Raw genomic sequence first — 18,417 nt, forward strand, 5'->3', positions numbered from 1 at the left:
TGCGCCGCCGTGGCTGGGCGCCGTCGCGGCGGGAAGACGGGACCGGCTGGAGAGACGGCGGCGGGACGAAGGGACCGGCCCGGAGATAGAGCGCGGCGGGAAGACGGGACCGGCCGAAGAGAAGGCGGCGGGACGAAGGGGACGGGCGGAGAAATGGCGGAGGGACGGCGGCTGCGCCGGAGCGGCGGGGACTGGGGCGGGAAGTGCGGCGTCGCGGCGGAGGAGGCCGCTGTCGGCCGTGACCGGGCGTCAGCGTTGGCCGTAGCCCCGTAGGCGGGTGGCTGCCTCTGTCACCTGGGCCCTTGTCAGGAGGGTCGGGGTGTGGCCGGGGACCGAGGATGCGGTGAGCCAGAGGTGGCACATCCATTCCAGCTGGGCCGTTCGGTCGAACGCCTCGTCGAGGGTGGCGCCGTAGGTGAGGGTGCCGTGGTTCTGAAGGAGGCAGCCGGTGCGGTCGGTCAGGGCGCGCAGCGCGTGCGCGGCCAACTCCTCGGTGCCGTACGTCGCGTAGGGGGCGACCCGGACGGGGCCGCCGAGGGCGCCGGCCATGTAGTGGACGGTCGGGAGCTCGGTGACGAGGGTCGAGACGGCGGTGGCGTGCACGGCGTGGGTGTGGACGATCGCGCGGGCGTCGGTGTGGCCGTACACGGCGAGGTGCAGGGGCAGCTCGCTGGTCGGGACCAGGGTGCCGCGGACCTGGCGGCCGGCGAGGTCGACGCCGGTGATGTCGTCGGGGGTGAGGCGGTCGTAGGGCACGCCCGAAGGGGTGACGAGCACGGTGTCGCCGACCCGTACGGAGACGTTGCCGGAGGTGCCGACGACCAGGCCGTCGGTGACGGTGCGGCGGGCCGTCGCCACGAGTGCCGTCCAAGCCTGTCGTTCGTCGCTCAGCTGTTCGCCCATGCCCCGATCCTGCCACCGAGTGACAAGAGTCTCCCCGGCGGGCGCCGCGGCCCGGCCATACCGGGGTCGGCAGGCGAACATAGTGACGACGCCCACATCAAGACACCTTGACGCCCATCCCAGTTCACCTTCCGTTCATTCAGGTTACTTAACTTCAACGAACCAATGACTTCGAACGATTGCCTGGGTAAATGGAAAACTTCTCGCTGATCCTCGCGATTGTGGTGGTCACCGCACTCGCGTTCGATTTCACGAACGGTTTCCACGACACCGCCAACGCGATGGCCACGACCATCTCGACCGGTGCACTCAAGCCCAAGGTCGCGGTGGCCATGTCCGCCGTGCTGAACCTTGTGGGCGCCTTCCTCTCGGTGGAGGTCGCGAACACGATCTCCAAGGGTCTCGTCGACGAGACCGGCATCCGTCCCGAGGTCATCTTCGCCGCCCTGGTCGGCGCGATCCTCTGGAACCTGCTGACCTGGCTGGTGGGTCTGCCCTCCAGCTCCTCGCACGCCCTCATGGGCGGCCTGATCGGCGCCACCATCGCCTCGGCCGGCATGGGCGCGGTGCACGGTGACGCCCTGGTCACCAAGGTCCTGATCCCGGCCGTCGCGGCCCCGATCGTGGCGGGCGTCGCCGCGATGCTCGCGACCCGGCTGTCCTACACGCTGGGCAGGAAGGCCGACGGCAAGGCCGCGGCGAAGGGCTACCGCGCCGGCCAGATCGCCTCGGCCGGCCTGGTCTCCCTGGCGCACGGCACGAACGACGCGCAGAAGACGATGGGCATCATCACCCTGGCCCTGGTCGCGGGCGGCGCCGTCGCCCCCGACTCGGACCCGCCCACCTGGGTGATCCTCTCCGCCGGCCTGGCGATCGCGCTCGGCACCTACCTCGGCGGCTGGCGCATCATCCGCACCATGGGCAAGGGCCTGACCGACCTTCAGCCGCAGCAGGGCTTCGCCGCCCAGACCAGCGCGGCGACGGTCATCCTGGCCTCCTCCCACCTCGGCTTCTCCCTCTCCACCACGCACTCCGTCTCCGGTTCGGTGATGGGCGCGGGCCTGGGCCGCAAGGGCGGTGTGGTCCGCTGGTCGACGGCGACCCGGATGTTCGTGGCCTGGGGCCTGACGCTCCCGGCGGCCGCCCTGGTGGGCGCGCTGGCCGAGTCGGTCACCGACCTGGGCGACTGGGGCACCGCGGTCGTCGCGGTCTTCCTGATCGCCTCCAGCGCCGCGATCTGGAAGATCTCCCGCCGCGAGGTCGTGGACGCCTCGAACGTCAACGCGACCGAGGAACCGGCCGGTGTGGTCACCACGGCGATCGCGGCCGTCACCCCGCCCCCGGCGGGCACGGTCGCCGAGGACCTGACGGCCACCATCCCGTCCCCGGCCGCCACGGCCACCGCCACCGCCACGACCGAGCCGACGGCTCCGGCCGCCTGAGCCCCGCCCATCCGGTACGCACACCCGGTACGAAGGAAGAGAATCAGCATGGACATCGACTGGGCGGCCCTGGGCTCCGTGTTCGGCGTCAGCCTCGTGGTCACGGTGGGCCTGGTGGCCCTGTTCACCCTCGGCGTCATGGGCCTGTCCCGCCAGGAGCGGGCCACCGCGGAGGGCGGCTCGGCCGGCCTCGCGGTGACGGGGGCGTACGTGTGCTTCGCGGCCTGCGCGGCGGCGGTGGCGTACGGGATCTCACTGATCGTGGTCTGACCCACCCGCAGGACACCCCGGGGTGCGGGACGGTTCGCCGTCCCGCACCCCGTTCTCGTGCGCCCGCGGACTCCCCCGCGCACCGGCCCGTGTGGGGTTCTGCACACTCTCCCCGCGCAGGTCAACGGCAAGTTGACGGCCCTTCCAGGGGCGTGGTGGACTGCCGGGGCCATGTACGGCGGCAGAAGAGGAAGCCGGTGAGAATCCGGCGCGGTCCCGCCACTGTCACCGGGGTAGGTAGCCCCGGGAGCCAGGAACTCTCGCCGCCGTCTCGTCGAACCAGGGCGTGGACACCCTGAGTGAGGACATACCGCCATGCTCGCCTGCCGTTCGAGAGCCTGCCCGGCTCCCAGGTACAGCCCAGGACCGCTGCCCGCCCCCACGGCCGGCTGAGCCGATGCGAGCCGATCGCGTCTTCGCGTACGGCGCCGCCGCCGGCCTCCTCGGTGACCTGCTCCTCGGCGATCCCCGCCGGGCGCATCCGGTCGCCGCGTTCGGGCGGGCCGCCGGTGCCGTGGAACGGCTGCTGTGGCGGGACCACCGGGGACACGGCACCCTGCACACCGCCGTGTGCGCGGGTGGGGTGGTCATGCTGGGGACCGTGGCCGAGAAGGCCGTACGCCGCTCCCCCGCCGCCTCCGTCGCCCTGACCGCCGCCGCCACCTGGGCCGTGGTCGGCGGGACCTCGCTCGTCCGTGAGGCCCGGACCGTCGGGCGGGCCCTGGAGGCGGGGGACGTCGAGGCGGCGCGGGCCCGGCTGCCGCATCTGTGCGGGCGGGACCCGCAGGCGCTCGACGCCGACGGGATCGCCCGGGCCGTCGTGGAGTCCGTCGCCGAGAACACCTCCGACGCCGTCGTGGGGGCCCTGGTGTGGGGCGCGCTGGGCGGGGTGCCGGGGCTGCTCGGGTTCCGGGCCGTCAACACCCTGGACGCGATGGTGGGTCACCGCTCCGCCCGGTACCGGCGGTTCGGGTGGGCCTCGGCCCGGCTCGACGACCTCGCCGGCTGGCCCGGGGCCCGGCTGACCGCCGTACTCGCCACGCTGGCCGGGGACGATCCGCGCGGGGCCGTACGGGCCTGGCGGCAGGACGCGGACCGGCATCCCAGCCCCAACGCCGGGCCCGTCGAGGCCTCGTTCGCGGGGGCCCTCGGGGTGCGGCTGGGCGGGACGCTGTCGTACGGGGGCCGGGTCGAGCACCGGCCCGTGCTCAACGGGGAAGGACGCGCCGTCGCCACGGGCGACATCGAGCGGGCCGTACGGCTCTCCCGGCGCGTCGGGCTGCTCGCGCTCGGCGTCTGTGTCGCCGGGCGCCTCATCGCAAGGGGGCACAGGTCATGAGCGGGGGTCTCCTCGTCGCCGGCACCACCTCCGACGCCGGCAAGAGTGTCGTCACGGCCGGGATCTGCCGGTGGCTGGTCCGCCAGGGCGTCAAGGTCGCGCCCTTCAAGGCGCAGAACATGTCGCTGAACTCCTTCGTGACACGGGAGGGCGCCGAGATCGGGCGGGCGCAGGCCATGCAGGCCCAGGCCTGCCGGGTCGAGCCGACCGCGCTGATGAATCCCGTGCTGCTCAAGCCCGGCGGCGAGCAGAGCAGTCAAGTGGTGCTGCTCGGCAAGCCGGTGGGCGAGCTGAGCGCGCGCGGCTATCACGGCGGGCGGCAGCAGAGACTGCTCGGGACCGTGCTCGACTGTCTCGCCGAGTTGCGGGGCACGTATGACGCGGTGATCTGTGAGGGGGCCGGTTCTCCCGCCGAGATCAATCTCCGGCGGACCGACATCGTCAACATGGGGATCGCCCGCAACGCCGGGCTCCCCGTCCTCGTCGTCGGCGACATCGACCGCGGCGGGGTCTTCGCCTCCTTCTTCGGGACCGTCGCCCTGCTCTCCCCCGAGGACCAGGCGCTCGTCGCCGGGTTCCTCGTCAACAAGTTCCGCGGGGACGTCTCGCTCCTGGAACCGGGCCTCGACATGCTGCACGGGCTCACCGGGCGGCGGACGTACGGCGTGCTGCCGTTCCGGCACGGGCTCGGGATCGACGAGGAGGACGGGCTGGGGGTCCGGAACTCCCGGGCCTCCGCCCCGGTCGGCGAGGACGTGCTGCGGGTGGCCGTGTGCGCCGTCCCGCTCATGTCGAACTTCACCGATGCCGACGCGCTCGCCGCCGAACCCGGCGTCGTCGTGCGGTTCGTAGACCGGCCGGAGGAACTGGCCGACGCCGATCTCGTCGTCGTCCCCGGGACGCGCGGGACCGTCCGCGCGCTGGAGTGGCTGCACGAGCGCGGGCTCGCCGACGCCCTCGTCGCGAGAGCCGCGGAAGGACGCCCGATCCTCGGCATCTGCGGCGGCTTCCAGATCCTCGGTGAACACATCGAGGACGAGGTGGAGAGCCGGCGGGGGCGGGTCGAGGGTCTCGGGGTGCTGCCCCTGAGGGTTCGGTTCGCCCCCGAGAAGATCCTCACCCGGCCGGAGGGGGAGGCACTCGGCGAGCGGGTCGAGGGGTACGAGATCCACCACGGGGTCGCCGAGGTGACCGGTGGCGAACCCTTCCTGGACGGCTGCCGGGTCGGGCAGACCTGGGGCACCCACTGGCACGGCTCGCTGGAGTCCGACGGGTTCCGGCGGGCTTTCCTGCGCGAGGTGGCGGCCGCCGCGGGCCGCCGGTTCGTACCGGCCCCGGACACCTCGTTCGCCGCGCTGCGCGAGGAGCAGCTCGACCGGCTCGGCGATCTGATCGAACAGCACGCGGACACGGACGCGCTGATGCGGCTCATCGAGTCGGGCGCGCCGCAAGGACTGCCTTTCATTCCACCGGGAGCGCCCGCATGAGCACTGTGTTGTTGTTGTCGACCGCCGACACCGATCTGCTGGCGGCCCGGGCCGCCACCGGCGTCGGCTACCGGATCGGCAACCCGACCCGCGTCGACGTCACGGACGAGCTGCCCGGTCTCCTGGACGGCGCCGACCTCGCCGTCGTCCGGCTGCTCGGCGGCAAGCGGGCCTGGGAGGACGGGCTGGCCGTCCTGAAGGCGTCCGGGATCCCGACCGTGCTGCTGGGCGGCGAGAGCGTGCCGGACGCCGAGCTGATGGCCGAGTCGTCGGTGCCGGCCGGTGTGGTGGCCGAGGCGCTCAGGTACCTGGTCGAGGGCGGGCCCGACAATCTCGCCGAACTCGCCCGGTTCCTCTCGGACACCGTGCTGCTGACCGGCGAGGGGTTCGCCGAGCCGCGGAAGATGCCCGAGTACGGCGTCCACGGGGAGCGTGCCCGGGTGGCGGGCCGGCCGACCGTCGGCGTGCTCTTCTACCGGGCCCACGAGCTGAGCGGCAACACCGCGTTCGTGGACACGCTGTGCGAGGCGATCGAGGCACGGGGGGCCAACGCCCTCGCCGTGTACTGCGGTTCGCTGCGCGGGGCGGACGCGGGGCTGTACGAGATCCTCGGCGGGACGGACGCCCTGGTCGCCACCGTGCTCGCCGCGGGCGGCACGCACGCCTCGCAGGCCTCGGCGGGCGGCGACGAGGAGGCCTGGGACATCGGGGCGCTCGCCGAGCTGAACGTGCCCGTGCTGCAGGGCCTGTGCCTGACCTCCTCGCGGCAGGCCTGGGACGAGTCCGACGCCGCCCTCTCCCCCATGGACGCGGCGATGCAGGTCGCGATCCCGGAGTTCGACGGCCGGCTCATCACCGTGCCGTTCTCCTTCAAGGAGCAGGGGCCGGACGACGTTCCGGTGTACGCCGCCGACCCCGAGCGGGCCGCGCGGGTCGCCGGAATCGCCGTACGGCACGCGCAGTTGAAGCACAAGCCGAACGCCGACAAGAAGCTGGCGCTCGTCTTCACCGCGTACCCGACCAAGCACTCGCGGGTCGGCAACGCGGTCGGGCTCGACACGCCCGCTTCGGCGGTACGCGTGCTGGACGCGCTCCGCGACGCCGGATACGCGCTCACCGCATACCCCGACAACGGCGACGAGTTGATCCACCGGCTCATCGAGGCCGGTGGTCACGACGTCGAGTGGCTCACCGAGGACCAGCTGGCCGCCGCGCCCGCGCGGGTGCCGCTCGCCGACTATCAGGCGTGGTTCGACACGCTCCACCCCGAGCTGCGGGACGGGATGCTGGAGGCGTGGGGCGAGCCCCCGGGCTCGCTGTACGTCGACGGCGACGACATCGTGCTCGCGTCGCTGCAGTTCGGGAACGTCGTCGTGATGATCCAGCCGCCGCGCGGCTTCGGCGAGAACCCGATCGCGATCTACCACGACCCGGACATGCCGCCGTCGCACCACTACATGGCCGCCTACCGGTGGCTGGAGAACAGCTTCGGTGCCGACGCGATCGTGCACATGGGCAAGCACGGCACGATGGAGTGGCTGCCCGGCAAGGGGCTCGGGCTCGGCCCCGGCTGCGCCCCGGACGCGGTCCTCGGCGATCTGCCGCTGATCTACCCCTTCATCGTCAACGACCCCGGCGAGGGCACCCAGGCCAAGCGGCGGGGGCACGCCACCGTCGTCGACCATCTGGTGCCGCCGATGGCCCGGGCGGACACCTACGGCGACCTGGCGAAGCTGGAGCAGCTCCTCGACGAGTACGCGCTGGTCTCCGACCTCGACCCGACGAAGGCCCCGGCGGTGCGGGCGCAGATCTGGACGCTGGTGAAGGCGGCCGAGCTCCACCACGACCTGCATGTCGACGAACAGCCGGACGAGGACGACTTCGACGAGTTCGTCATGCACATCGACGGCTATCTGTGCGAGATCAAGGACGTGCAGATCCGCGACGGGCTGCACATCCTGGGCGGCGGCCCGGTCGGCGAGGCACGGGTGAACCTGGTGCTCGCCGTGCTGAGGGCTTCGCAGGTGTGGGGCGGGCAGGCGAACGCGCTGCCGGGGCTGCGCGCCGCGCTGGCCTCTCATTTCGGGCTGGTCGAGAAGGAGTTGCTGGCGGAGCCGGGCGCGCCGGTGAAGGTGCCGGTGGAGCTGACGGAGCTCGTCGAGGGGCCGTCGCGCACGGCGGCCGACGCGATCGACCTGCTGGAGCAGCTGTGCCGGCGGTTCGCGGAGGGCATGGAGGCGCGGGACTGGGCGGCCGGCGAGAGCCGTGCGCTCGTGCGCGAGGTGCTCGGCACCGAACTCCCGGACGCGGTCGCGGTGCTGGAGTTCGCGGGCACCGAGGTCGTCCCGCGTCTCGCCCGGACCACGGACGAGATCGGGCACATCCTGAAGGCGCTGGACGGCGGATACGTCCCGGCGGGTCCGTCGGGCTCCCCGACCCGTGGCCTGGTCAACGTCCTGCCCACCGGCCGGAACTTCTACTCGGTCGACCCCAAGGCCATTCCGTCCCGGCTGAGCTGGGAGGTCGGGCAGGCGCTCGCGGACTCGCTGGTGCAGCGCTACCTCCAGGACACCGGCGCGTACCCGAAGTCCGTCGGCCTGACGGTGTGGGGCACGTCCGCGATGCGCACCCAGGGCGACGACATCGCCGAGATCCTGGCGCTGCTGGGCTGCCGTCCCGTCTGGGACGACGCCTCGCGCCGGGTGACCGGCTTCGAGGTGATCGGTCTCGAGGAGCTGGGGCGGCCGCGCATCGACGTCACGGTCCGGATCTCGGGCTTCTTCCGGGACGCCTTCCCGCACGTGGTGGGGCTGATCGACGACGCCGTGCGCACGGTGGCCGAGCTGGACGAGCCGGCGGAGAGCAACTTCGTGAAGGCGCACGCCGACGAGGACACCGCCGGGCACGGCGACCGGCGGCGCGCGACCGCCCGGGTCTTCGGCTCCAAGCCGGGGGCGTACGGGGCCGGTCTGCTGCCGCTGATCGACGCCCGCAACTGGCGGTCCGACGCCGACCTCGCCGAGGTGTACGCCGTCTGGGGCGGCTACGCCTACGGGCGCGGGCTCGACGGGCGGGCCGCGCGCGGGGACATGGAGACCGCGTTCCGGCGGATCGCCGTCGCCGCCAAGAACGTCGACACCCGTGAGCACGACCTCGTCGACGCCGACGACTACTTCCAGTACCACGGCGGCATGGTCGCGATGGTGCGGCATCTGACGGGCGCCAGCCCCGAGGCGTACGTCGGCGACTCCGCCGTACCGGACCAGGTGAAGACCCGCACGCTGGGCGAGGAGACGCACCGGGTGTTCCGCGCCCGGGTGGTCAACCCGCGCTGGATGGCGGCCATGCGCCGGCACGGCTACAAGGGCGCCTTCGAGATGGCGGCGACCGTCGACTACCTCTTCGGCTACGACGCGACGGCGGGCGTGGTCGACGACTGGATGTACGAGAAGCTCAGCGCCGAGTACGTCTTCGAGCCGGAGAACCGGGACTTCATGAAGAAGTCCAACCCGTGGGCCCTGCGCGGGATCACCGAACGCCTGCTGGAGGCCGCCGAGCGCGGGCTGTGGGCGGAACCGGACGCCGACACCCTGGAGCGGCTGCGGGCCACCTATCTGGAGCTGGAAGGCGACCTGGAGGGCGACCAGTGAGCAACACCCCCTTTCCGTTCACGGCCGTCGTCGGCCAGGACGACCTGCGGCTCGCGCTGCTGCTGAACGCCGTGTCACCGGCGGTCGGCGGGGTGCTGGTGCGCGGTGAGAAGGGCACCGCCAAGTCCACGGCCGTACGCGCCCTGTCGGCGCTGCTGCCGGCGCTGGACGTGGTCTCCGGCTGCCGGTTCTCCTGCGACCCCGGCTCCCCCGACCCGGGGTGCCCGGACGGGCCGCACGAGCCGGGGGCGTTCGAGACCCGGCCGGCCCGGCTGGTCGAGCTGCCCGTGGGCGCCTCGGAGGACCGGCTGGTCGGCGCGCTCGACATCGAGCGGGCGCTCGCCGAGGGCGTGAAGGCGTTCGAGCCGGGCCTGCTGGCCGACGCGCACCGCGGGATCCTCTACGTCGACGAGGTCAACCTGCTCCACGACCACCTGGTCGACCTGCTGCTGGACGCGGCGGCGATGGGTGCCTCGTACGTGGAGCGCGAGGGTGTCTCCGTGCGGCATGCCGCGCGGTTCCTGCTGGTCGGGACCATGAACCCCGAGGAGGGCGAACTGCGGCCGCAGTTGCTCGACCGGTTCGGGCTGACCGTGGAGGTGGCCGCCTCGCGCGAGCCCGACCAGCGGGTGGAGGTCGTCCGGCGGCGGCTCGCCCACGACGACGATCCCGCGGGGTTCGCCGCGCGCTGGGCGGACGAGGAGGCCGCCGTACGGGCGCGGATCGTGGCGGCGCGGGGACTGCTGCCGTCGGTGCGGCTGGGCGACGGGGCGCTGCGGCAGATCGCGGCGACCTGCGCGGCCTTCGAGGTGGACGGCATGCGGGCCGACATCGTGATGGCGCGCACCGCGACCGCGCTGGCCGCGTGGGCGGGGCGGACCGAGGTGCTGGCGGAGGACGTGCGCCGGGCGGCGCTGCTCGCGCTGCCGCACCGCCGGCGCCGCAACCCCTTCGACGCACCGGGGCTCGACGAGGACAAGCTGGACCAGACGCTGGAGGAGTTCTCCGGGGAGGACGAGGACGACACGGATCCCGACCCCGACGGTCCCGGTGGGGGCGGCGGACGGCCGACGCCGGACGCCGGTCCGCAGGGCGGGGACTCCGGCGCGCGGCCCGAGGAGGGCGAGGGCGGTGAGCCGCAGGCCTCCGGCGCGGGCGAGCAGTCGGCCGTACGGGCCGCCGAGCCGTTCCGCACGAAGGTGCTGAGCGTGCCGGGGATCGGCGCGGGGGCCGCCGGGCGGCGCTCGCGGGCGCGGACCGAGCACGGGCGGACCACCGGGGCCCGCCGGCCCCGGGGCACCCTGACCAAGCTGCACCTGGCGGCGACCGTGCAGGCCGCCGCCCCGCATCAGCGGGCGCGCGGGCGGTCCGGGCCGGGGCTGGTACTGCGCCGGGACGATCTGCGGCAGGCGGCCCGGGAGGGGCGCGAGGGCAACCTCGTGCTGTTCGTGGTCGACGCCTCCGGGTCGATGGCGGCGCGGCAGCGGATGAGCGCCGTGAAGGGCGCCGTGCTGTCGCTGCTGCTCGACGCCTATCAGCGGCGGGACAAGGTGGGGCTGGTGACGTTCCGGGGGGCGGCGGCCGAGGTCGCGCTGCCTCCGACCTCGTCGGTGGACGCCGCCGCGGCCCGGCTGGAGTCACTGCCCACCGGGGGCCGTACCCCGCTCGCCGCCGGGCTGCTGAAGGCGCACGACGTGCTGCGGGTGGAGCGGCTGCGCGATCCCGCGCGGCGGGCGCTGGTCGTGGTCGTCACCGACGGGCGGGCCACCGGCGGTCCGGAGCCGGTGGCGCTCGCGGGGCGGGCGGCCCGGCTGTTCGCCGCCGAGGGCCTGGCGTCCGTGGTCGTGGACTGCGAGTCGGGGCCGGTGCGGCTCGGGCTCGCCGGACAGCTCGCGGGGGAACTGGGCGGGACGGCGGTGACGCTCGACGAGCTGCGGGCGGACTCGATCGCCGGACTGGTGAACGACGTACGCAGGAGGGCCGCGTAATGCCGCAGGGACAGCCGAGTGTCGTGCCCGAGGACGGTCTGACCACGCGTCAGCGCCGGAACCGGCCGCTGGTGGTCGTGCACACGGGGATCGGGAAGGGGAAGTCCACCGCCGCCTTCGGGCTCGCGCTGCGGGCCTGGAACCAGGGGTGGCCCATCGGGGTGTTCCAGTTCGTCAAGTCGGCGAAGTGGAAGGTCGGCGAGGAGAACGCGCTGCGGGTGCTGGGCGCCTCCGGCGAGGGCGGCACCGTCGACTGGCACAAGATGGGCGAGGGCTGGTCCTGGGTCCAGCGCGACGCGCAGCTCGACAACGAGGAGAAGGCCCGGGAGGGCTGGGAGCAGGTCAAGCGGGACCTCGCCGCCGAGACGTACAAGCTGTACGTGCTCGACGAGTTCGCCTACCCGATGCACTGGGGGTGGGTGGACACGGACGAGGTGGTCGAGGTGCTGCGGGACCGGCCCGGCACCCAGCACGTCGTGATCACCGGCCGCAACGCCCCGGAGAAGCTCGTGGAGTTCGCCGATCTGGTGACCGACATGTCCAAGGTCAAGCACCCGATGGACGCGGGGCAGAAGGGACAGAGGGGCATCGAGTGGTGATGTCGTCCGTCCCCCGGCTGGTCGTCGCCGCGCCCTCCTCGGGCAGCGGCAAGACCACCGTCGCCACGGGGCTGATGGCCGCGTTCGCCGCGCGGGGGCTCACCGTGTCCCCGCACAAGGTCGGACCGGACTACATCGACCCCGGGTACCACGCACTCGCCACCGGGCGGCCGGGGCGCAACCTCGACGCGTACCTGTGCGGGCCGGAGCTGGTCGCTCCGCTGTTCCTGCACGGGGCGCGCGGGTGCGACCTCGCCGTCGTCGAGGGCGTGATGGGGCTGTACGACGGGGCGGCGGGCGAAGGGGAACTGGCGTCCACCGCCCAGGTCGCGAAGCTGCTCGGGGCGCCGGTGGTGCTCGTCGTGGACGCGTCCTCGCAGTCGCGGTCGGTGGCGGCGCTGGTGCACGGGTTCGTCTCCTGGGATCCCGGGGTGCGGGTGGGGGGCGTGATCCTGAACAAGGTCGCGTCGGAGCGGCACGAGGCGTTGTTGCGGGAGGCGTTGGAGTCGGCCGGGGTGCCGGTGCTCGGCGCCCTGCGGCGGGCCGCGCCTTTGGAGACCCCTTCCCGGCACCTCGGGTTGGTTCCCGTCGCCGAACGGCAGGGTGCTGCTGTCGAGGCGGTCGCGGCGATGGGTGCGCTGGTCGCCGAAGGGTGTGACCTCGCGGCGCTGGAGAGGCTGGCCCGCACCGCCCTCGCCGTACCGGGGGGCTCCGCCCCCTGGACCCCCGTCTCGCCCACCCTCGACCGCCCGTCTCGGTGGGGGGAGGAGCCGGCCCAAAAGGACTTCAGGCCCGTCGTCGCCGTTGCCGGTGGGGCCGCCTTCAGTTTTTCCTATGCCGAGCACGTCGAGCTGCTCTCCGCCGCCGGAGCCGAGGTCGTCACCTTCGATCCGCTGCGGGACGACTCCCTCCCCGAGGGCACCGCCGGGCTCGTCGTCGGCGGCGGGTTCCCCGAGGTCTACGCCGCCGAGCTGTCCGCCAACGAGCTCCTGCGCAAGGAGGTCGCCGCGCTCGCGGTGTCCGGCGCGCCCGTCGCCGCCGAGTGCGCGGGGCTGCTGTATCTGTGCCGGGAGCTGGACGGGCGGCCGATGTGCGGCGTGCTGGACGCCACCGCGCGGATGTCGGAGCGGCTGACCCTCGGCTATCGGGACGCGGTCGCCGTGAGCGACAGTGTGCTGGCGCCGGTCGGCACGCGGATGCGCGGGCACGAGTTTCATCGGACCGTCGTCGAGCCGGGGGCCGGGCAGAGCCCCGCGTGGGGCCTGCGCGCCCCTGCCCGCCGCGTCGAAGGCTTCGTACAACAAGGTGTGCACGCGAGTTATCTGCACACGCACTGGGCGTCCGAGCCCGGTGTGGCCCGTCGGTTCGTGGAGAGGTGCCTGACGTCATGAGCGAGCGCAGCAGGCTGGTCGGGGTCGGGGTGGGTCCCGGGGATCCGGAGCTGGTGACGGTGAAGGGCGTCAACGCGCTGCGGGCCGCCGATGTCGTCGTCGTGCCCGTGATGGACACCGGGGAGCGCGGGCGCGCCGAGGCGACCGTGCTGCACTACGTGGCGCCGGAGAAGGTCGTCCGGGTGGTGTTCGCGCTGAACGAGCGGACCGACCGGGGGCGGCGGGAGGCCGCCTGGGACGCGGCCGGGGAGCGGGTCGCCGGGCTGCTGAGGCGGCACGGGTCCGTGGCCTTCGCGACCATCGGGGATCCGAACGTGTACTCCACCTTCACCTATCTCGCGCAGACCGTGGCCGCGCTGGTGCCGGGGACCGTGGTCGAGACCGTGCCGGGGATCACCGCGATGCAGGACCTCGCCGCGCGTTCGGGTGCCGTGCTCACGGAGGGCACCGAGCCGCTGACGCTGGTGCCGGTGACCGCGGGGTCGGCCGTGCTGAAGGACGCGCTGGCCGGGCCGGGGACGGTCGTGGCGTACAAGTTCGGGCGGCAGGCCGCCGAGGTCGCCGAGGCGCTGCGGGAGACCGGGCGGATCGAGGACGCGGTGTGGGGGTCCGCGCTGGGTCTTGAGCAGGAGTCCATCCGGCCGGCCGGTGAGCTGGACGGGGAGCCGTTGCCCTATCTGTCGACGCTGATCGCGCCCGCGCGGCGCGAGGGCGGGCGGGGCGGCAAGCTGTGAGCGCGGCCGGCTCAGGCCGCGAGGCCCACCACCAGCCAGATGAAGGCCGCGCCCGCGATCGTGCACAGCACGGTCGAGCGGGCGGGGTGTTCGTGGTGGGCCTCGGGGAGGATCTCGGCGGCCGCGAGGTAGAGCAGCGCGCCGCCGAAGAGGCCGAGATAGCCGCCGAGCAGTTGCTCCGGGACGGTGACGACGGTCGCCGCCGCCGCGCCGGCCACGGGGGCCGCCGCGTCCGCGAGCAGCATGAGCTGGGCCCGTCGGCGGGCGTTCCCGTACAGGCTCGTGATCGTGTACGTGTTGAAGCCGTCGGCGAAGTCGTGGGCGATCACCGCCACGGCCACCGCCAGGCCCATGCCACTGCCGACCTGGAAGGCCGCGCCGATCGCCACGCCGTCCATGGCGCTGTGGCCGACCATCGCCGCGGCGGCCGTCAGGCCCACCTCGGGGACCCGGCCGTCGTGCTCGTCGGCGCCGTGCGCGGCCTGGCGCACCGCGAGCAGGCGTTCCACCAGATGGGCCAGCAGGAAGCCCGCCACGAACAGCAGGAGCGCCGCCGGGACGCCGAAGACCTCGGTGCCGGCCGCGTCCAGGGCCTCGGGCAGGAGGTCCAGGCCGACGACGCCCAGCATGAGGCCGCCGGCCAGGCCGAGGACGAGGTGGCGGCGGTCGGTGACACGTTGTGCCGTCCAGCCGCCGGCCAGCGTCATGAGGAACGCGCCGAGCGCGACGAAGACCGCCATGGGCCCTTCGTATCCGATGAGCCCCCGGCCGCGCACATCCGGCCACGTCCCTGACCCGCCGTACGACCCGTTGCGTCCCGCGATGAACCCTTATGAGAGGACCTGAAACCATGGCCGATGCCCCCGCCGGCAAGGTGACCTTCGTCGGTGCCGGCCCCGGCGCCGCCGATCTGCTGACGTTCCGCGCCGCGCGCGCCATCGCCGAGGCGGATGTCGTGATCTGGGCGGCGAGCCTGGTGCAGGCGGAGGTCCTGGACCATGCGCGGGAGGGCGCGGAGATCCTCGACTCGGCGACGATGTCCCTGGAGGACGTGGTGGCCGTGTACGAGCGGGCGCTGCGGGAGGGGCTGAGGGTGGCCAGGATCCATTCCGGCGACCCGGCCCTGTGGGGCGGCACCCAGGAGCAGCTCGACCGGTGCGAGGCGCTCGGGATCGAGACCGAGATCGTGCCGGGGGTGTCGTCGTTCTCGGCGGTGGCCGCGCTGGCCCGGCGGGAGCTGACGATCCCCGAGGTCGCGCAGTCCGTCGTGCTCACCCGGCTGGGCGGCGGCAAGACGCCGATGCCGCCCGGCGAGGAGGTGCGCGAGTTCGCCCGGCACGGCACCACCATGGCGGTGTTCCTGTCGGCCGCCCGCAGCGGGCAGCTGGTGCGGGAGCTGCTGGAGGGCGGCTATCCGACGGACACGCCGGTCGTGGTCGCGTACCAGGCGACCTGGCCGGAGGAGCTGGTCGTGAAGTGCACGATCGGCACGCTGGAGGAGACGGTCAAGGAGCACAAGCTCTGGAAGCACACCCTGTTCCTGGTGGGCCCGGCCCTGGACGCGCACGGCACCCGTTCGCACCTGTACCACCCGGGCCACTTCCACGGCTTCCGCAAGGCCGACCCCGAGGCGCGGCGGGCGCTGCGCGAGCGGGGGGCGAGTACATGATCACGGTCATCGGCACGGGCACGGGCGCCCCGCCCGGCCCCGCGGAGCTGGCCGGCGCCGAGCTGGTCGTGGGCGGGCGGCGCCATCTGGACGCCGTACGGCTGCCCGACGGGGCCGAGCGGATCGTGCTCGGTCCGCTCGCGCCCGCCCTGGAGACGATCGCGGAGTACGACGCGAAGGACCGGGCGGTGGTGGTGCTGGCCTCGGGCGATCCGGGGTTCTTCGGGATCGTGCGGGTGCTCGCCGAGCGGTTCGGGCCGGCGCGGCTGGAGGTGCGCCCCGGGGTGTCGTCGGTCGCCACCGCGTTCGCCCGGCTTGGGCTGACCTGGGACGACGCGGTCGTGGTCAGTGCGCACGGACGGGATCTGCGGACGGCGGTCCATGTGTGCCGGGCGTATCCGAAGGTGGCCGTGCTGACCGGGCCCGGCGCCGGGCCCGCCGAGCTGGGGGCCGCGCTCGCCCGGTCGGGGCGGACGCTCGTGGTCGCCTCCGCGCTGGGCGACCCGGCGGGCGAGCGGGTGGTGCGGATCCCCGCCGCGGAGGCGGCGGAGCGGGAGTGGGGTACGGCGGTGAGTGTCGTCCTCAGCCTGGACGAGAGCCGGGCCCCGTCTCCCGTGCGGACGGTCGCCGGGCCCGTTGTCGGCCCGGCGGGGTGGGCGCTGGCCGAGGACGCCTTCGCGCACCGCGATTCGATGATCACCAAGTTCGAGGTGCGGGCGCTGGCGCTGGCCCGGCTCGGGCCGCGCCCCGGTGACCTGGTGTGGGACGTGGGCTCGGGCTCGGGCTCGGTGGCCGTGGAGTGCGCCCGGCTCGGGGCGGCCGTCGACGCGGTGGAGCGGGCGGCGGACGGGGTGGAGCGGATCCGCGCCAACGCCCTCGCGCACGGCGTCTACGTGGACGCCGTGCACGGCCGGGCACCCGGGGCGCTGGACGCCCTCGGCGAGCCCGACGCCGTGTTCGTGGGCGGCGGTGGCGCGGAGCTGCCCGACATCGTGGCGGCGTGCGCGCGGCGGGCCCGGCGCACGGTGGTGGTCGCGCTGGCCGCGCTGGACCGGGTGCCGGCGGCGCGGGCCGCGCTGCTGGACGCCGGGTACGACGTGGACGGCGTCCTGCTCCAGTCCTCACGGCTCGCCCCGCTGCCGGGGGACGTGACCCGGCTCGCGGCGGCCAATCCCGTTTTTCTGCTGTGGGGCGTGCGTGCCCCGGTGTCCAGTGAAGGAGTAGCTCAGTGATCGGCCTCATTTCCGCCACCGCGGCGGGGGCGGCGGCGCGGGACCGGCTGGCCGTGGCGTGGCCGGACCGCACGCGGGTGTACGACGGGCCCGTGGGGGACGCCGTCCGGCGGGCGTTCGCGGAGTGCGAGCAGCTCGTGTGTTTCCTCGCGACGGGGGCCGTGGTGCGGCTCGTCGCCCCGCTGCTCGGCGACAAGGCCGCCGACCCGGGGGTGGTCTGTGTCGACGAGGGCGGGCGGTTCGCCGTGCCGCTGCTCGGCGGCCACGCGGGCGGCGCCAACGAACTCGCCCTGGAAGTAGGCGAATTGCTCGGCGCCCAGCCGGTGGTGACGACGGCGACGGACGCCGTCGGCCTCGCCGGCCTGGACACCCTCGGGCTGCCGGTGGAGGGCGCGGTCGCCGCGGTGACCCGGGCCCTGCTGGACGGGGAGCCGGTGGCGCTGGAGACGGAGGTGGCGTGGCCGCTGCCGCCGCTGCCGTGCACGCGGTCGTCGGCTCCGGGCGCGTACACCGTGCGGGTCACGGACCGTGCCGTCGAGCCCGGCGCCCGGGAGGTGCTGCTGCGGCCGCCGTCGCTCGTCGTGGGGGTCGGCGCGTCCAGGGGCGCCCCGGCCGAGGAGGTCCTCGACGTGATCGAGGGCGCGCTGCGGGAGGCGGGGCTGTCCCCGCGGAGCGTCGCCTCGCTCGTCACCGTGGACGCCAAGGCCGGGGAGCCCGGCATCCTGGAGGCCGCCGCGCGGCTCGGGGTGCCCGTGGTGACGTACGCCGCCGGGGAGTTGGCCGCCGTGGCGGTGCCGAACCCCTCCGACGCGCCGCTCGCCGCCGTCGGCACCCCCTCCGTGGCCGAGGCCGCCGCCCTGCGCGAGGGGGGCGAACTCCTCGTGCCCAAGCGGAAGTCGGGCGGCTCCCCCGCGATGGCGACCTGTGCCGTCGTACGGCGTCCGGGGCGCGGGCGGCTCGCGGTGGTCGGGCTCGGGCCCGGCGCCCGGGACCTGCTCACCCCGCGCGCCAGGGACGAGCTGCGGCGGGCCTCCGTGCTCGTCGGGCTCGACCAGTACGTCGACCAGATCCGCGATCTGCTGCGGCCCGGGACCCGGATCCTGGAGTCGGGTCTGGGCGCCGAGGAGGAGCGGGCGCGCACGGCGGTCGCCGAGGCCCGGCGCGGGCACGCGGTCGCGCTGATCGGCAGCGGGGACGCCGGCGTGTACGCCATGGCCTCCCCGGCGCTCGCCGAGGCCTCCGCGGACATCGACGTGGTCGGGGTGCCCGGGGTGACCGCGGCGCTCGCGGCGGCGGCGATCCTCGGCGCGCCCCTCGGCCACGACCACGTCTCGATCAGCCTGTCCGATCTGCACACGCCGTGGGAGGTCATCGAGCGGCGGGTGCGGGCGGCGGCCGAGGCGGACCTCGTCGTCACCTTCTACAACCCGCGGTCGCGGGGCCGCGACTGGCAGCTGCCCAAGGCGCTCGCGATCCTCGCGGAGCACCGGGAACCGGGCACGCCCGTCGGGGTCGTGCGCAACGCCTCCCGCCCGGACGGCACCGCCCGGGTGACGACCCTGACCGGACTCGACCCGGCGACGGTCGACATGATGACCGTCGTGACCGTGGGCAACACCGCGACCCGGACCGTCGCGGGGCGCATGGTGACGCCCCGCGGCTACCGCTGGCAGGAGGAGCCGAAGTGACCGGCCCGCTGCCCGCCCAGACCCT

Annotated in this window: 14 protein-coding genes and 1 riboswitch; of the genes, 12 read left to right on the forward strand and 2 right to left on the reverse strand. The window is 74.2% G+C overall.

Annotated elements, in window-relative coordinates; all coding sequences use genetic code 11:
- Positions 1 to 249: 249 nt before the first annotated feature.
- On the reverse strand, positions 250 to 903 hold the full coding sequence (locus ABZ490_RS24705) for a class II aldolase/adducin family protein (RefSeq protein ID WP_358993666.1): 654 nt from the start codon (positions 901 to 903) through the stop codon (positions 250 to 252).
- A gap of 191 nt (positions 904 to 1,094) precedes the next feature.
- Between ABZ490_RS24705 and ABZ490_RS24710 the strand changes: the two genes are divergently transcribed.
- The 9 genes from ABZ490_RS24710 to cobI all read left to right on the forward strand — a co-directional run bounded on the left by ABZ490_RS24710 (position 1,095) and on the right by cobI (position 13,803).
- Positions 1,095 to 2,345 (forward strand): inorganic phosphate transporter, encoded by a 1,251-nt coding sequence (locus ABZ490_RS24710; protein WP_358993669.1) that lies wholly within the window; start codon positions 1,095 to 1,097, stop codon positions 2,343 to 2,345.
- Between the two features lie 48 nt (positions 2,346 to 2,393).
- On the forward strand, positions 2,394 to 2,615 hold the full coding sequence (locus ABZ490_RS24715; protein ID WP_358993672.1) for a hypothetical protein: 222 nt from the start codon (positions 2,394 to 2,396) through the stop codon (positions 2,613 to 2,615).
- Between the two features lie 138 nt (positions 2,616 to 2,753).
- A riboswitch (cobalamin riboswitch) is annotated at positions 2,754 to 2,896 on the forward strand.
- A 116-nt stretch (positions 2,897 to 3,012) separates the two neighbouring features.
- A complete protein-coding gene (locus ABZ490_RS24720) occupies positions 3,013 to 3,954 on the forward strand; it encodes a cobalamin biosynthesis protein (protein WP_358993675.1) in 942 nt (313 codons plus the stop codon).
- On the forward strand, positions 3,951 to 5,441 hold the full coding sequence (locus ABZ490_RS24725; RefSeq protein ID WP_358993677.1) for a cobyric acid synthase: 1,491 nt from the start codon (positions 3,951 to 3,953) through the stop codon (positions 5,439 to 5,441). Before ABZ490_RS24720 ends, ABZ490_RS24725 begins: the two co-directional genes overlap by 4 nt.
- Positions 5,438 to 9,091, forward strand: coding sequence for a cobaltochelatase subunit CobN (gene cobN, locus ABZ490_RS24730; RefSeq protein ID WP_358993680.1), 3,654 nt, complete (start codon positions 5,438 to 5,440; stop codon positions 9,089 to 9,091). The genes ABZ490_RS24725 and cobN overlap by 4 nt, the downstream gene beginning before the upstream one ends.
- Positions 9,088 to 11,079, forward strand: a complete 1,992-nt coding sequence (locus tag ABZ490_RS24735; protein ID WP_358993683.1) for a putative cobaltochelatase — start codon at positions 9,088 to 9,090, stop codon at positions 11,077 to 11,079. The genes cobN and ABZ490_RS24735 overlap by 4 nt, the downstream gene beginning before the upstream one ends.
- Positions 11,079 to 11,678 carry a cob(I)yrinic acid a,c-diamide adenosyltransferase gene (gene cobO / locus ABZ490_RS24740; RefSeq protein WP_358993686.1) on the forward strand — a complete coding sequence of 200 codons (600 nt, stop codon included), beginning with the start codon at positions 11,079 to 11,081 and terminating at the stop codon, positions 11,676 to 11,678. The genes ABZ490_RS24735 and cobO overlap by 1 nt, the downstream gene beginning before the upstream one ends.
- Complete coding sequence (locus ABZ490_RS24745; protein ID WP_358993690.1) at positions 11,678 to 13,069, forward strand: cobyrinate a,c-diamide synthase; 1,392 nt, start codon at positions 11,678 to 11,680, stop codon at positions 13,067 to 13,069. The genes cobO and ABZ490_RS24745 overlap by 1 nt, the downstream gene beginning before the upstream one ends.
- On the forward strand, positions 13,054 to 13,803 hold the full coding sequence (cobI, locus tag ABZ490_RS24750; RefSeq protein WP_358993693.1) for a precorrin-2 C(20)-methyltransferase: 750 nt from the start codon (positions 13,054 to 13,056) through the stop codon (positions 13,801 to 13,803). The genes ABZ490_RS24745 and cobI overlap by 16 nt, the downstream gene beginning before the upstream one ends.
- Before the next feature lie 11 nt (positions 13,804 to 13,814).
- Here cobI and ABZ490_RS24755 read toward each other — a convergent pair whose 3' ends face one another.
- Positions 13,815 to 14,543 (reverse strand): ZIP family metal transporter, encoded by a 729-nt coding sequence (locus ABZ490_RS24755; protein ID WP_358993696.1) that lies wholly within the window; start codon positions 14,541 to 14,543, stop codon positions 13,815 to 13,817.
- Between the two features lie 110 nt (positions 14,544 to 14,653).
- Here ABZ490_RS24755 and cobM point away from each other — a divergent pair, with 110 nt between their 5' ends.
- Genes cobM through cobJ form a run of 3 tightly spaced genes read left to right on the forward strand, consistent with a single transcriptional unit; the run spans position 14,654 to position 18,392 of the window.
- Entirely contained in the window at positions 14,654 to 15,472 is an 819-nt protein-coding gene (cobM, locus tag ABZ490_RS24760; RefSeq protein WP_358993698.1) for a precorrin-4 C(11)-methyltransferase, read from the forward strand.
- Positions 15,469 to 16,704, forward strand: coding sequence for a precorrin-6y C5,15-methyltransferase (decarboxylating) subunit CbiE (gene cbiE / locus ABZ490_RS24765; protein WP_358993701.1), 1,236 nt, complete (start codon positions 15,469 to 15,471; stop codon positions 16,702 to 16,704). The genes cobM and cbiE overlap by 4 nt, the downstream gene beginning before the upstream one ends.
- Positions 16,701 to 18,392, forward strand: coding sequence for a precorrin-3B C(17)-methyltransferase (cobJ, locus tag ABZ490_RS24770; RefSeq protein WP_358993704.1), 1,692 nt, complete (start codon positions 16,701 to 16,703; stop codon positions 18,390 to 18,392). Before cbiE ends, cobJ begins: the two co-directional genes overlap by 4 nt.
- Positions 18,393 to 18,417 lie beyond the last annotated feature (25 nt).

Origin of the sequence: Streptomyces sp. NPDC005811, assembly GCF_040630405.1 — a bacterium.
Taxonomy (GTDB): domain Bacteria; phylum Actinomycetota; class Actinomycetes; order Streptomycetales; family Streptomycetaceae; genus Streptomyces.

Bases quoted from the DNA above. Each gene is read 5' to 3' on its own strand.
- ABZ490_RS24715 (WP_358993672.1), top strand. From the start codon at position 2,394: ATGGACATCGACTGGGCGGCCCTGGGCTCCGTGTTCGGCGTCAGCCTC.
- ABZ490_RS24710 (WP_358993669.1), top strand. From the start codon at position 1,095: ATGGAAAACTTCTCGCTGATCCTCGCGATTGTGGTGGTCACCGCACTC.
- cobO (WP_358993686.1), top strand. From the start codon at position 11,079: ATGCCGCAGGGACAGCCGAGTGTCGTGCCCGAGGACGGTCTGACCACG.
- ABZ490_RS24755 (WP_358993696.1), bottom strand. From the start codon at position 14,543: ATGGCGGTCTTCGTCGCGCTCGGCGCGTTCCTCATGACGCTGGCCGGC.
- ABZ490_RS24745 (WP_358993690.1), top strand. From the start codon at position 11,678: ATGTCGTCCGTCCCCCGGCTGGTCGTCGCCGCGCCCTCCTCGGGCAGC.
- cobN (WP_358993680.1), top strand. From the start codon at position 5,438: ATGAGCACTGTGTTGTTGTTGTCGACCGCCGACACCGATCTGCTGGCG.
- ABZ490_RS24725 (WP_358993677.1), top strand. From the start codon at position 3,951: ATGAGCGGGGGTCTCCTCGTCGCCGGCACCACCTCCGACGCCGGCAAG.
- ABZ490_RS24705 (WP_358993666.1), bottom strand. From the start codon at position 903: ATGGGCGAACAGCTGAGCGACGAACGACAGGCTTGGACGGCACTCGTG.
- cbiE (WP_358993701.1), top strand. From the start codon at position 15,469: ATGATCACGGTCATCGGCACGGGCACGGGCGCCCCGCCCGGCCCCGCG.
- cobM (WP_358993698.1), top strand. From the start codon at position 14,654: ATGGCCGATGCCCCCGCCGGCAAGGTGACCTTCGTCGGTGCCGGCCCC.
- ABZ490_RS24720 (WP_358993675.1), top strand. From the start codon at position 3,013: ATGCGAGCCGATCGCGTCTTCGCGTACGGCGCCGCCGCCGGCCTCCTC.